The organism is Chitinophaga polysaccharea (assembly GCF_902150045.1).
GTDB lineage: Bacteria > Bacteroidota > Bacteroidia > Chitinophagales > Chitinophagaceae > Chitinophaga > Chitinophaga polysaccharea_A.
Window position 1 is genome coordinate 48,977 of record NZ_CABFVU010000004.1, and the last position, 17,137, is coordinate 66,113.

1 protein-coding gene (only partly in view) is annotated in these 17,137 nt (G+C 43.2%); it reads left to right on the forward strand.

Annotated elements, in window-relative coordinates; all coding sequences use genetic code 11:
• Positions 1–17,137: the 5' portion of a non-ribosomal peptide synthase/polyketide synthase gene (locus tag FN124_RS25020; protein ID WP_142687536.1), read on the forward strand. It continues 18,017 nt past the right edge of the window; only the first 17,137 of its 35,154 coding nucleotides appear in the window; it begins with the start codon at positions 1–3; its stop codon lies beyond the right edge, outside the window.

Sequence of the window (17,137 nt, forward strand, 5' to 3'; positions counted from 1 at the left end):
ATGGAAGCAATTCTTATGAAGCTAACTCCCTATCAATCATTTTTTTTTAATGAGTGGGTGCTTAATCCCTTTCGAAGTGACTATAATATCGTATTGGACCAATCTGTGTCTGGTTTAATAGACATTCAAAGACTTAATAAAAGCGTAGTAAGATTTATAAATGAACATTTATTGGTTAATAGCAATATAAGTGCTCAATCTGGAGATCTCTATTGGGAGCGCAGACCTTTACTTTCAGAAAATGATCAGATATTAACATTTATTCCTCAGGAACCACGCCCGGAAGAAATCCTGCAACTGGCATTACAACCTTTTGATCTGGAAAACGACCTGCTTGCCAGGGCTTATGCCATTAAGCTAAACAAGGGAGGTTATAGAATCATCCATATCATTTCCCATATCCTTGTAGATGGACTGAGTGCTAACGGTATTTACGCTGAGTTAGGCGCCTATTATAATGATCCCGATTACAAAAATCCGATCAGTATCACCGATCAGACACAGCTGTATGAAAATTTAAGAATCCAGCTTGAAAATAATTTGGCAAATGGAAAATCAGAAATGTCTGATTTTTGGAAAACCAACTTAAAAGATGTAGAAAATATTGGCTTTAAATTTTTAAAGACCAGATCCTTAGATTCGAAACCCGAAGAAAATACGATACTGCTGAAAAGCCCGGTAAGTGAGCTTCGTTTCAGCTTTCCGAAATCCACTTTTTCTAAAGTAAAACAATTAACATCAAAATACAGACTTACACCTTATACTTATGGGCAATTGGTACTGGCTGTTTTACTTCATAGAATTTCCGGAGTAGATAATCTTGCGATTAATTACCCTGTGGGGATCATGGAAGGCCAGGATTTTATTTTTGGCGCACATATTAATACAGTTTTAAAAGGATATAGATTCAATAAGGAAACTTCACTTCAGGATTTGATTTATCAGAATATTGAATACACAAATCAGCTGAAAATAAGCAAAGCCCGATATTTTCCCATTACAGAACTGATCAACTATGTACCTGCTTCAGATATATTAGAATTTGGATTTATACAAACCAGCCTTAAAGATGTGATGATCCATTATGAAGGAGCCGGTGAGGTAATTATCAACAGTGATCTGAATGTTGATCTGGCGGGAAAACTATTGTTCGAGCAGGAAGTTAGAAATGAACAGTTGAATTACAGGGTCCGGTTTAATAATCGGGAACTTGTAGAGGAGATGGTTTTAAATTTTACTAAAATTTATCAATGGCTATTTGTTGATATCCTGCAGGATTTACTGGAAGGAAGAACAGAAAATTTAATAACTGATTATAAGCTTTTAAATGAAGAAACGTACCAGAAGGTAGTTGAGGGTTGGAATAATACAGGAGAAGGATTTTTAAGTGGAACAATTCACCGGTTATTTGAAGATCAGGTAGCGCGAACACCAGATCGTATTGCGTTGGTATTTGGCCAAATCAGGATTACTTACCGTGAGCTGAATGAAAGAGCCAATCGTTTAGCAAGATATCTTATCCAAACTTATGATCTTCAATCTGAAGATTTGATTGCTGTATGTTTGGAACGTTCGGAAAATATGCTGGTGGCCATTCTTGCCATATTAAAGGCAGGTGCTGCTTATGTTCCGATGGAGCCTTCCTATCCTGCAGACAGGATTAGCTATATGCTTAATGATACAGGAGCAAAAATAGTCCTTGCTCAGCATTCAACAGTAGAGAAACTACAGGAAACCTGTCCTGATGTACTTGTACTGGATGATCCCGATTTCCGGAGTACAGTTAAAGGAATCTCTCCGGATAACCTTAATATACCAACTGCTCCGGATAATCTGGCTTATATAATCTACACCAGCGGAACTACGGGGTTACCCAAAGGAGTAATGGTGGAACATAAAAATGTGGTAAATCTGGTGGATCAGATACAGGAAGCCTATGGTTATAGTAAAGGAGAAAAAATGACGGCATACGCTTCTTATGTTTTTGATGTATCTGTCTCCGAGTTTTTCAATGCGTTGCTGTATGGTAATGAGTTGCATATATTGCATGAGGAGATCAGAAAAGACGCCGATGCCATCAGCAGCTATTTGCTTTCTAATAAAATAGCTTATGCCTATTTGCCACCGGTAATGCTTTCCGTATTACCCCGGGTGGAGTATCCATCTCTGAAAGGATTGCTTTACGCCGGTGAGCCTTGTGAGTATGAAACAGGAAAGTACTGGTCTGAGTATACTAAGCTTTACAACCTCTATGGACCTACAGAAGCTACTATATATGCGGTATACAAGCAGGTAAACCATGGAGATGTACATCTTATCGGCCGGCCGGTAGGAAATACGAAGGCTTATATTCTGGATAAGTATCTTCAGCCCTTGCCTGTAGGGGCTGTTGGAGAACTCTACCTTGGTGGCGCTGGTATTGCAAGAGGTTATTTTAACAGACCCGATCTGACTACAGAACGTTTTATAGAAAATCCTCTTCATGGCGAAACCGGCAGACTTTACAAAACCGGAGACCTTGTGCGTTGGCTTCCCGATGGAAATATAGAATATATCGGGCGTAATGATTTACAGGAAAAGATCAGAGGATATAGGGTTGAGCCGGAAGAAATAGAAAACAGACTTAGTCAGTTTCCAGGTGTAAAACAGTCTGTAGTTCTGGTAAAAGAGAGCAAAACCGGAATGAAATATCTTGTCGGATATTATGTCGCTGATGATGAATTGGACGCCGAAGACCTGGCAGTGTTTCTTTCCCGTTCACTGCCGGAGTATATGATTCCCGATACTTTTGTGTACCTGACAGCATTTCCTGTTACGATTAACGGAAAAATTGACAGAAAACAGCTTCCTGAGCCTGAATTCGCGGGCAACAGCGCATATACAGCTCCGCAGAATGAGTTACAGCGCAGACTTTGCCAGATCTATGGTGAAATACTGGGGTTAAACAGTGAGACCATTAGTATTTATGATGATTTTTTCCGTTTGGGAGGAAACAGTATTATGGTGATAAAGCTTATCAACAGAATACAGTTTGAGTTGAAGTTAAATGCTGATGTAAGAACGGTATTCAGCCATAAAACAGTTGTTTCTCTGGCTGAGATATTAAGCGGGGAAAATAATATTGACAGACAGGAGAAAATAGCACCTGTACCGGTAACTTCAGTTGAAGAACAACGTTTATCTTTTGCTCAGGAAAGGATCTGGTTTATTGAAAGATATGCTGGAGGAAGCAATGCCTACAATATTCCAATGGTATTTAAGCTTGGAAAGAATGTTGAGACAGCGTTTCTTCAGCAGTCTTTTGAAATATTAATTCAGCGCCATGAAGTGCTACGCAGTACGATCCGTGAAACAGATGACGGAATAGGGTATCAGGTAGTTACAGCGCATAGTATTCAGCTTTCTGTACAAACTGTTCAGACAAGAGAAGAACTGGATGAGAGGATCAATATAGCCAATAAAAAAATCTTCCGTTTAGAGGAAGAACTTCCGTTGAATGTTGTTCTTTTTACATTGGAAGATCAGCAATACCTGTCCGTTGTAGTTCATCATATTGCTTTTGATGGCTGGTCTACAGACATTTTTATCAAAGAAGTAAGCAGTATTTATCGCAGTCTTGAAGCAGGAAAAGTGCCGGAACTTAAGGCTTTACCTGTTCAATACAGAGATTTTGCTTTATGGCAGCGGAATTATCTTACAGGAGAAATACTTGATCAACAAATAAATTACTGGAAAGATAAGCTTGAAGGGTTTCAGACGTTGAATCTTCCACTGGACTTTAAAAGACCAGGATCAACTTCATTTGATGGGGCCACGGAATATTGTAATTTACCGGCAGCTCTTGTGGCAGCGCTTAGAGAACTTTCAAAAGATTTAGGAGTAAGTTTATACAGCGTAATGCTAAGCGGATGTTATTTGATGTTATCAGCCTATTCCGGACAGGATGATATTATTGTGGGAAGCCCTGTTGCCAATCGTCATCTTGCAGGTCTTGAAGATATCATCGGGTTCTTTGTTAATACGCTGGCATTAAGGGAAAAAATTGATCCCGAACAGGATCTTAAAGACTTCATTTTACAGGTTTCCCAATCTGTCATAGGGGCTCAGTCTCATCAGGACCTTCCATTTGAAAAATTGGTGGAAGAACTGGAAATAGGCCAGGATATGTCCCGTCACCCAATTTTTCAGGTGATGTTTGCTCTTCAGAGCTTGGACGGTGGAATATATACTTCCGGCGCTGATAAAGCAGTATTTCTCCCTTTTGATGGTGATATTGATTACCGGACGGCGAAGTTTGATCTGACCATCATGATTGATGATAACGGAGAAACCATGCGTGGAATATTCAATTATGCAGTGTCTCTTTTCAATAGAGATACAATTCTGCGTATGAAAGACACTTATATTCTTCTTCTCGAGCAGATTGTGAACCTTAGAAATCAAAAAGGAGAAGCCTGTAAGATCAGTGGCCTTCAGTGGACGACCACCGAGGACCATAAAAAAATTATAGAGGATCATAACATTGTCGAAATAAGCTGTCTTGAATCACAAACACTTCACAGGTTATTTGAAGATCAGGTACAAAGAACCCCTGATCATACGGCTGTAGTGTATCAGGACGTAAGCTTGTCCTATAGGGAGCTTAATGAGCGTTCCAACCGTTTGGCAAACTATCTGATCAAAACCTATGATCTTCAGGCGGATGATCTGGTACCGTTGTGCCTGGACCGCTCTGAAAATATGCTTGTTGCCATCCTGGCGGTATTAAAAGCCGGCGCCGCCTATGTTCCGATGGATCCTTCCTATCCGGCAAACCGGATAGCGCATATCCTTCATGATACGGGAGCAAGGTTGATATTAGGGCAGGAAAGCACAGCGGGAAAACTGGGAAATGTAACAGCAGATGTGATTTCGTTAGATGCGGTTGCCTTTAAAGCAATGCTTGAAATCTCCGATGTTAATAATCCTGTTACCAGAACCACCCCTGGTAATTTAGCGTACGTCATTTTCACGAGTGGAACTACAGGATTACCTAAAGGAGTAATGATTGAGCACAGGAATGTAGCCAACCTGGTCCACCAGGTGGCGGAAGAATTCGGATTAAACAGAAATGGAGTTCGAAAGAACTGTTTATGGTATGCGAACTATGTATTTGACGCTCATGTCTGGGAACTATATCCATCTATTACCCACGGACATAGCATCTATATTTTAGAGAAGGAGCTCCAAACCGATTTACCTGCCTTAAAAGATTATATCGAAGCGAATAGCATCAGCATGGCAACTATTCCGCCGGTATTATTAACGCGGGAAGATATATTGCCACTGGAAACGCTTGTAGTGGCGGGAGATGTTACCCATCCACAGGTCATGGTAACCTATAAGGAACATGGAGTAGATATCGTCAATGCCTATGGTCCGACAGAAGCAACGGTGTGTACTTCCTTACACCATTACAACGAGGATGGGAACCCGTTGAATATAGGCCGTCCGATAGGTAATTTGACGGCCTATGTTTTAGATAGGTACCACCGTATGGTCCCTGTGGGGGCAGTAGGAGAGTTGTATATAGGAGGGGCCGGCATTGCCCGGGGCTATCTGAACCGTCCTGAGTTGACGGCAGCGCTATTTATAGCCAATCCCTTCCAGGCGACAGACCAAAAGCCGGGAGGAGAAAATGCCCGTTTGTACAAAACAGGCGACCTGGTACGTTGGTTGGCTAACGGTGAGCTGGAATACATTGGACGTAATGACCTTCAGGTAAAAATCAGGGGTTACAGAATTGAATTGGGTGAAATTGAAAACAGGTTACTTCATTACCCTGGTATTCGTCAGGCAGCTGTACTGGCTAAAGAAAACGAAGCGGGGATAAAATATCTTGCCGGGTATTATGTGTCCGATTTCCCGATAAAAACGAATCTGCTCTTTGAATTTCTTTCCGAAGCGCTGCCGGAATATATGGTCCCGGATGCTTTTGTTCATTTGAAATCTTTGCCGTTGACCATTAATGGCAAGCTTGACAGGAGCCGCCTTCCTGAAGTTGAATTTAGCCGGTACCAGGAATATACCCCTCCCGGTACCAGGTTGCAGGAAAAATTATGTCAGGCTTATGGCGAGGTGCTGGGATTAGCGTCAACCAGTATTGGTATTCATGATGATTTCTTCCGTCTCGGAGGAAACAGTATCATGGCCCTCAAGTTGATCAGCAGCATCAAACGTATACTGAATTTGCAGGTAGGAGTTGCCGTAATATTTAATCATAAAACAGTTGCTTCACTTTCCAATGTGCTGTCAGCGGAAAATTACATAGCAGAAGATATTATCATTAATGCTGTGGAAGTAAGCGCTCCTGAAGATCAAAGATTATCTTTTGCCCAGGAAAGACTATGGTTCATAGAGAATTATGAAGGAGGAAGCAATGCTTATAATATTCCGATGACCGTTCGTCTCAAAGAATACACATCTGTATCAATTCTGTGTAAGGTTATTGAGACTATTGTCGCACGTCACGAAGTATTACGAAGCTTAATCCGGTCTACCAATGAAGGAAAGAGTTATCAGCTGGTTGTTGATATGGTTCCGCAAATACACTTGCATCATATAGAAACAAGAGAGGAACTTAATAAAGCTGTTGGCAAAGTTTCAAATAAGATTTTCCGTCTGGAAGAAGAACTTCCCATAGAGGTTCATCTGTTCAAGCTAAAAGAGGAATATTATTTATCAGTAGTGGTCCATCACATTGCATTTGATGGCTGGTCAATAGATGTTTTCCTAAAGGAAATTCAGGCTATTTATAAGTCGTTTGCCAAAGGGGAGCCGCATGAGCTCCCGGAATTGAAAATTCAATATAGAGACTTCGCCCTGTGGCAAAGAAACTACCTTACAGGGGAGGTGCTGAATCAACAAGTGACTTATTGGAAAGATAAGCTCTCTGATTTCCAGACACTGAATTTACCCGCAGATTTCCGGAGACCAGCACAAATATCTTATGAGGGCGACAGCATTTATTTCCGTATCAGTGAAGAACAAAGCGGGAGGCTGCGCTCGTATTCAAAAGAACTTGGCGTCAGCTTATTCAGTGTCCTTTTAGGAGGATATTACCTGGTGCTTTCCGCCTATTCGGGGCAGGATGATATTGTGTTAGGAAGTCCTATTGCCAACCGTCACCATGCGGGGCTGGAAGATATCATAGGCTTCTTTGTCAATACTTTAGCTTTAAGAGAAACGATTGATCCGGAACAAAGCATCAAAGACTTTATCCTGCAGATAGCCGGTTCAATAACCGAAGCCCAGGCTCATCAAGATCTTCCGTTCGAGAAACTGGTGGAGGAACTTGGCGTGGAGAAGGATGCTTCCCGCCATCCGGTATTCCAGGTGATGTTTGGCCTTCAGGGTTTTGGAGAAAATCTTTCTGATTATCAGTCAATCCTGCGTCCTTTTACAGGAAAGACAGATTATGAAGTAGCTAAATTTGATATTACCACTATTATAGACGATGGCAATGATAGCCTTCACGGGATGTTTAACTATGCCCGGTCGTTATTCACCAGGGAAACGATTGAGAATATGATGAATTCCTATCTGTTTATGCTTGAACAGATAGCGGACACCAAATGGAAACAAGATCTTAAAATAGCAGCGCTGAACCTTATTTCCCAGGAACAGCAGCAATCTCTGTCAAAATTATGTTCCTCTGAAACCCCTTATGCCAATACCATTCACGGCTTATTTGAATTACAGGTTGAAAGAACGCCGGATCATACGGCTGTCGTATATCAGGATGTAAGCTTATCGTATAGGGAGCTTAATGAACGTTCCAACCGTTTGGCAAACTATCTGATCAACACCTATGCTCTTCAGCCGGATGATCTGGTACCGTTGTGCCTGGACCGCTCTGAAGATATGCTTGTTGCCATCCTGGCGGTATTAAAAGCCGGCGCCGCCTATGTTCCGATGGATCCTTCCTATCCGGCAGACCGGATAGCGCATATCCTTCATGATACGGGGACAAGGCTGATATTAGGGCAGGAAAGCACAGCAGGAAAACTGGGAAATGTAACAGCAGATGTGATTTCGTTAGATGAGATTGCCTTTAAAGCCATGCTTGAAACCTCCGGTGTTAATAATCCTGTTACCAGGACCACTCCCGGTAATTTAGCGTACGTCATTTTCACGAGCGGAACCACAGGATTACCTAAAGGAGTAATGATCGAGCACAGGAATGTAGCCAACCTGGTCCACCAGGTTGGGGAAGAATTCGGATTAAACAGAAATGGAGCCCGAAAGAACTGTTTATGGTATGCGAACTATGTATTTGACGCTCATGTTTGGGAACTATATCCATCCCTTACCCACGGACATAGCATCTATATTTTAGAGAAGGCGCTTCAAACCGATTTACCAGCCTTAAAAGATTATATCGAAGCGAATAGCATCAGTATGGCAACTATTCCGCCGGTATTATTAACGCGGGAATATATATTGCCACTGGAAACGCTGGTAGTGGCAGGAGATGTTACCAATCCACAGGTAATGGTAACATATAAGGAACATGGAGTAGATATCGTCAATGCCTATGGTCCGACAGAAGCAACGGTATGTACTTCTTTACACCACTACAACGAGGATGGGAACCCGTTGAATATAGGCCGTCCGATAGGTAATTTGACCGCCTATGTTTTAGATATGTGCCATCGTATGGTCCCTGTGGGGGCAGTAGGAGAGTTATATATAGGGGGAGCCGGCATTGCCCGGGGCTACCTGAACCGTGCTGAACTGACGGCAGAACGCTTCATCACCAATCCTTTCCAGACCGGCACCCAACAGCCAGGAGGCGAAAACGGCCGCTTATATAAAACCGGCGATTTAGTGCGCTGGCTTCCTGGCGGCGAACTCGAATACATAGGTCGTAACGACTCTCAGGTAAAAATACGAGGTTTCCTGATCGAATTGGGTGAGATTGAAAACCGACTATTACAATACCCTGAAGTAAGACAAGCCGCTGTTCTGGTAAAAGACGGCAAAGCCGGGATGAAATACCTGGCAGGCTACTATGTCTCCGAATCAGCCATTGATCCTGAAGACCTTTCGGCCCACCTGTCCAAATACCTTCCTGAATACATGATTCCAGGGGCCTATGTTCATTTAGAAGCTTTACCCCTGACCATCAACGGAAAGCTGGACAAAAAGCGTCTTCCGGAGCCGGAATTCAATGGCAGTAAAGAATATGTTGCGCCTGAGACCCCGTTACAGCGCCACCTGTGCTGGATTTATGGTGAAGTACTGGGATTGGATCCTGGCAGCATCGGCATCCATGATGACTTCTTCAGACTGGGAGGCGATAGTATCATCAGTATCCAGTTGGTAAGTAGAATCAGACAACAGTTGGACGTAAGATTAAGCGTTAAAGATATCTTCACTGCACGCACCGTTACGGGCGTTTCGAACCTTGTTGTTGAGAAAAAATCCGGAACCGGAGATGCCATCCATAGCGAACAGGGCTTACTGGAAGGGGAAATTCCACTGCTGCCTATCCAGGAATGGTACTTCAACCAGAAAGAAGAAGGCTATTTGCCGGAGTTTAACCACTGGAACCAGTCCTTTTTAATCCATACACCGGAACTCAATCAGGAACATTTCGAGAAGAGTATCCATCTTCTTATTGAAAAACATGATGCCTTCAGAATTCGTTATCGTCAGGAAAACGGCGCCTACAGCCAGCACTATGGGGGCGGAATCATTCCCGCAATTAACTACCTGAATGTTTCAGGAATGAGTGCGGAAGAGTTAAACAGACACCTTACAAAATGGCAATCAGAATTTGACATAGAAAAAGGCCCCTTATTCCAGATCGGCTACCTGACGGGTTATGAAGATAAAAGCGCAAGAATCTACTTTGCCCTTCATCACCTCATCATTGATGGTGTAAGTTGGAGAATCATTACCGAAGACCTCAAGACAATCTATCAGAACTTTCAAAGAGGAAACTCCATAGAAGCTCCTGTAAAAGGCAGCAGTTACCGTCAATGGGTAAAGGCTATTAAATCTTATCAGTCAGAGAGGCCAGCCATCCGGGAACAGGAACTTTCATACTGGGGCGGCATTATTGAAATTGTGAAAGAAAATAACCACGTACTGAGCGGTTTCATTTCCCTTGATCATCACCAGGAAGATGTTCTGTTGGACAAAACCTATACAGAAAAACTCATTAGGGGCGGCCATCATGCTTACCATACCCAGATCAACGATCTATTGTTGTCAGCGTTATCATCTGCGCTTACCGGTCTTACCGGAGAAAAGAGGAATGCTATCTTATTGGAAAGCCATGGCCGTGAAGATGTTTTTAATAATCTGGACATCACGGAAACCGTAGGCTGGTTTACTTCCATGTATCCATTATTATTGGAAACAGGCCGTGATGTAACAGAGACCATCGTTCACACTAAAGAATCCCTGCGCAGTATTCCTAATAACGGGATCGGTTATGGTAGCCTGATCGGTTATACCCAACAGGCACTTCCTATGATCAGCTTCAACTATTTAGGGCAATTGGATCAGGAGGAAGGCTTCGGAGATAACGCCTGGTTTATCGCTGCTGAAGACAGTGGAATCTCCAATTCCATTTTTAACAGGGATAGCCATGTTATCAGCATCAATGGAGCCACCATAGATGGTCAGCTTCGCTTTAGAATCACCGGTTACCTTTCCTCTGAACAGATCAGCGAACTCTCTGCTGGTTTTAAGAGCCATCTTGAAGCCATCATAGACCACCTGTCCCAGGAAACCAGAAGCTATCTTACCCCTTCCGATGTAGGAAATATCATAGACTATACGCAGCTCTCAAAAATCCAGGAACATAGGGAGGTGGAAGGCGTTTACCTTGCCAACAGCTTACAGGAAGGCTTTATCTACCATGCCCTTAATCAGGGTGAGAAAGACGATGCCTACCGGGTACAGCTGATCTGGGATTACTATACCGAAATCGACCCGTTGAAGCTCAGCGCGTCATGGAAACTGGCCCAGCAGAACTATTCTTCCCTCCGTTTGAGATTCAACTGGGACGGAGAGATCGTCCAGGTGATCGATAAATCCGGTGATGTAGACTGGCGTTATCAGGATATCAGCACGATGTCGGAAGCTGACCGGCAAACCTTCATCAAAGAGGTTACAGACAAAGACCGCCTTGAAATGTATGACCTTTCCAAAGGGAACCTCTTTAGAGTCTACCTGTTCAAATGCTCAGAGAAACACTATAGCTGTTTGTTCAGTAATCACCATGCCATTCTGGACGGTTGGAGCCTTCCGGTACTGCTTAACAGTATCCATGGCGCTTACCAGTCTTTATTAAGAGGTCAGGAACCATCATTGGCGCCAGATGCTGCCTATGGCCATACCCAGCAATACCTTCAGGCTTGTAAAGAACAGGGGAATACCTTCTGGCAGAGCTACATGGCTCTTCTTGAAGACCAGGAAGATCTGAGTAGTCTTGTGAAAGAAACCCAAAGGCAGACCGACTTAAGTACCTATCGTCATGTCAAAGACCATCAGCAAGCAAAGATGCTGATAGAAGGATGCCGGTACCAGCAGCTGAAAACCCTGACTAAAGAAATAGGGCTGACCGTCAATTCGGTATTGCAATACTTATGGCATAAACAACTGAGTATTTACAGTGGTTTAGGAACTACAGTGGCAGGAACAACGGTATCGGGCCGGGACTTACCCATTGATGGCATAGAATCCTCAGTAGGACTTTACATCAACACGCTGCCACTGATCGTAAACCATGCAGAAGGCAGCGTGTTGGATCATATCCTTGAAATTCAGAACAGAATCAGTGAACTTAATACCTACAGTGATGTGAATCTTGCTTCTTTACATCATGGCGGTCGCCGTATTTTCAGCAGCTTATTTGTGTATGAGAACTATCCGGTGCCCAGAGGAGAAAGAGAAAATGACCTGGCTTTTAAGTTTAAAGCTGCCGTAGAGAAACTTGATTATCCATTGGTGATAATGGCTGCAGAGCAAGAGGGTATCATGGTACTGGAAATTAAATATGAAGGAGTTCTTTTTGAGAAATATACCATAGAAGGATTAATAGAAGGAATGGAGATACTGCTGGATCAGATATTGGAAGACTGGAAAATTGATTCGAAAGATCTTTCCTATGTTTCAAAAGAGCAGTTCGAATTAATGCAACGCTGGAATGAAACAGAAAGTGTATATCCATCTGAGAAAACAATCCATGAGCTGTTTGAAGCCCAGGTTGGAAGAACGCCTGATCATACGGCTGTCGTGTATCAGGATGTAAGCTTATCGTATAGGGAGCTTAATGAACGTTCCAACCGTTTGGCAAACTTTCTGATCAACACCTATGTTCTTCAGCCGGATGATCTGGTACCGTTGTGCCTGGACCGCTCTGAAAATATGCTTGTTGCCATCCTGGCAATATTAAAAGCCGGCGCCGCCTATGTTCCGATAGATCCTTCCTATCCGGCAGACCGGATAGCGCATATCCTTCATGATACGGGGGCAGGAATAGTACTGGCGCAAAACAGTGCTGCCCTGAGGGTTAAAGAAGCATGTGGTGGAACTGCGGCCATGCTTATATTAGACAGTCCGGAATTAATTGAAATGCTTGAAAACAGTAGTATTTGCAATCCGGTAACTCAGGTAGCGCCACAGCACATGGCTTATGTGATCTATACCAGTGGAACCTCAGGTGTTCCTAAAGGGGTAATGATAGCACATAGGAGTGTGGTAAATGTAGTGACCCAGGTAAGAGGTGCATATGGATTCAGCGAGAATGAGAAAATAACGGCCTATACATCCTATGTATTTGATGTATCGGTGTCAGAATTTTTTAATACGTTATTGTTCGGAAATGAACTGCACCTGTTGGATGAAAGCACAAGAAAAGATGCGGATTCAATAAGTCGGTATTTACTTGATCATCAAATTAACTATTCTTACCTGCCACCTGCTCTATTATCTGTTTTGCCCCGTATTGAATACCCGGCCCTGAAAGGATTATTATATGCCGGCGAACCGTGTGATTATGAAACAGGGAAATATTGGTCGGAGTATATCAACCTTTATAATTTGTACGGGCCAACAGAAGCTGCTATTTATGCAACCTATAAAAAGGTAGTGCATGGGGATGTGCATTTGATCGGGAATGCTGTGGGAAATACTTCAACATATGTATTGGATACCCACTGCCGCCTGCTTCCGGTAGGTGCTATTGGAGAACTTTACCTTGGTGGTGTTGGAATCTCGCGTGGTTATCTGGGCATGCCGAAGCTGACCTCAGAACGCTTTATTCCGAACCCTTTCCAAACAGAAGAACAGAAAAAACAAGGTAAAAACGACAAACTGTACAAAACAGGAGATTTAGTAAGGTACCATGCGGATGGAGCTTTGGAATATATCGGACGTAATGACTTTCAGGTGAAGATCCGTGGTTACAGGATTGAGCTTGGAGAAATTGAGAACAGATTACTGGAATATCCGGAAGTAAAACAAGCAGTGGTGCTTGCCAAAGAAAACAAAGCGGGGATGAAATACCTTGCTGGCTATTACGTTTCGGGCGCTGCTTTGGAAGCGGAAAAAATCACTGCATTTTTATCCGGAGTTCTTCCGGAATATATGGTGCCGGTAGTCTTTGTTCATTTAACCTCATTGCCATTGACCATCAATGGTAAGCTGGACAGAAGACAACTTCCTGAACCAGAATTTACCGGAGGGAAAGAATATACCGCCCCTGAAACCGATCTACAGAAAAAATTATGTGAGGTTTATGGTGAAGTTTTAGCTATCCCATCTGAATCGATTGGCATTCATGATGATTTCTTCAGATTGGGGGGGAACAGTATTATGGCCATCAAGCTTATCAGTAAGATCAAGCAGGGTTTAGACTTACAGATAGCTGTATCCACTGTTTTCAGCTATAAAACTATTGCCGCTCTTTCGCATGTGCTGGCAGATGAAAACAACAGGGGGGAACAGATCGTCATTACTGCTGTTCCTGTATCCTCTCCGGAAGCACAAAGGTTATCCTTTGCCCAGGAAAGACTATGGTTCATAGATAATTATGACGGCGGAAGCAGTGCCTATAACATCCCGATGACCTTCCGTCTGGATGAAAAAACCGATCTTCAGTTATTGAGTAAAGCATTGGATGCCGTGGTAATGCGGCATGAAGTGCTTCGCTCCGTGATCAGGATGACAGATGATGGTTTGGGCTGGCAAGCAGTATTAGATGATAGCCTGGTGATCCGTCATCAGGAAATAAGAACGATGGCTGAATTGGAGGAAGAAATAAGCCGTATCTCCCATAAAACTTTCAATCTGGAAAAGGAGCCGCCTGTAAGTATCCATATTTTTAAACTTGAAGGCGAGTATTATTTGTCGGTTGTTATTCACCATATTGCATTTGACGGATGGTCGGCAGGCATATTTCTGAAAGAGATCATTCATATATATAACGCCCTCAAAGAAGGGAAAGCTCATGATCTTCCGGCTTTAAAAGTACAGTATAAAGACTTTGCTTTATGGCAGCGCAATTATCTGACAGGAGAGCGTCTTGACAAGCAGATTCATTACTGGAAAAATAAACTGAACGGCGTCCAACATCTTGCTCTTCCAACAGACTTCCGGAGACCAGCACAAATATCTTATGAGGGCGACAGCATTTATTTCTGTATCAGTGAAGAACAAAGCGGGAAGCTGCGCTCGTATTCAAAAGAACTTGGCGTCAGCTTATTCAGTGTCCTTTTAGGAGGATATTACCTGATGCTTTCGGCCTATTCGGGGCAGGATGATATTGTGTTAGGAAGTCCTATTGCCAACCGTCACCATGCGGGACTGGAAGATATCATAGGCTTCTTTGTCAATACTTTAGCATTAAGAGAAACGATTGATCCGGAACAAAGCATCAAAGACTTTATCCTGCAGATAGCTGGTTCAATAGCCGAAGCCCAGGCTCATCAGGATCTTCCGTTCGAGAAACTGGTGGAGGAACTTGGCGTGGAAAAGGATGCTTCCCGCCATCCGGTATTCCAGGTGATGTTTGGCCTTCAGGGTTTGGGAGAAAATCTTTCTGATCATCAGTCAATTCTGCGTCCTTTTACAGGAAAGACAGATTATGAAGTAGCTAAATTTGATATTACCACCATTATAGACGATGGTAATGATAGCCTTCACGGAATGTTTAACTATGCCCGGTCGTTATTCACCAGGGAAACGATTGAAAATATGATGAATTCCTATCTGTTTATGCTTGAACAGATAGCAGACACTAAATGGAAACAAGATCTTAAATTAGCAGAACTCAGCCTTATTTCCCGTGAACAGCAGCTATCTCTGTCAAAATTATGGGCCTCTGAAACCCCTTATGCTGATGCTAATACCATTCACGGCTTATTTGAATTACAGGTTGAAAGAACGCCGGACCATACGGCTGTCGTGTATCAGGACGTGAGCTTATCGTATAGGGAGCTTAATGAACGTTCCAACCGTTTGGCAAACTATCTGATCAAAACCTATGATCTTCAGCCGGACGATCTGGTGCCGTTGTGTCTGGACCGCTCTGAAAATATGCTTGTTGCCATCCTGGCGGTATTAAAAGCCGGCGCCGCCTATGTTCCGATGGATCCTTCCTATCCGGCGGACCGGATGGCGCATATCCTTCATGATACGGGAGCAAGGCTGATATTAGGGCAGGAAAGCACAGCGGGGAAACTGGGCAGTGTAACAGCAGATGTGATTTCGTTAGATGCGGTTGCCTTTAAAGCAATGCTTGAAATCTCCGATGTTAATAATCCTGTTACTATAACCACCGCTGGTAATTTAGCGTACGTCATTTTCACGAGTGGAACTACAGGATTACCTAAAGGAGTAATGATTGAGCACAGGAATGTAGCCAACCTGATCCACCAGGTGGCGGAAGAATTCGGATTAAATAGAAATGGAGCAGGAAAGAAGTGTTTATGGTATGCGAACTATGTATTTGACGCTCATGTCTGGGAACTATATCCATCTATTACCCACGGACATAGCATCTATATTTTAGAGAAGGAGCTCCAAACCGATTTGCCAGCCTTAAAAGATTATATCGAAGCGAATAACATCAGCATGGCAACTATTCCGCCGGTATTATTAACGCGGGAAGATATATTGCCACTGGAAACGCTTGTAGTGGCGGGAGATGTTACCCATCCACAGGTAATGGTAACATATAAGGAACATGGAGTAGATATCGTCAATGCCTATGGTCCGACAGAAGCAACGGTATGTACTTCCTTACACCACTACAACGAGGATGGGAACCCGTTGAATATAGGCCGTCCGATAGGTAATTTGACAGCCTATGTTTTAGATATGTGCCACCGTATGGTCCCTGTGGGGGCAGTAGGAGAGTTGTATATAGGAGGGGCCGGTATTGCCCGGGGCTATCTGAACCGTCCTGAGTTGACGGCAGCGCTGTTTATAGCCAATCCCTTCCAGGCGACAGACCAAAAGCCGGGAGGAGAAAATGCCCGTTTGTACAAAACGGGCGACCTGGTACGTTGGTTGGCTAACGGTGAGCTGGAATACATTGGACGCAATGACCTACAGGTAAAAATCAGGGGTTACAGAATTGAATTGGGTGAAATTGAAAACAGGTTACTTCATTACCCTGGTATTCGTCAGGCTGCTGTACTGGCTAAAGAAAACGAAGCGGGGATAAAATACCTTGCCGGGTATTATGTGTCCGATGACGTTATGGAATCACATGAAGTCTCAGCGTTTCTGGCGGAATCCCTGCCGGAATACATGATCCCAAGCGTGTATGTGCAACTTGAGCGACTTCCGGTAACCATCAATGGTAAATTAGACAGAAAACAATTGCCAGAACCCGAATTTAAAATAAGCAGAGAATATGTAGCCCCTGAGAATGAATTACAGGAGAAATTATGTCGGATTTATGCAGTTGTTCTAGGTCTCAACGCCTCAGTAATTGGAATTCATGACGATTTCTTCCGTCTGGGAGGAAATAGTATCATGGCGATTAAATTGATCAGCAATATCAAAAAGACCTTAGATGTATCAATAGGAGTTGCGATCGTATTTACCCATAAAACAGTAGCGTCCCTTTCCC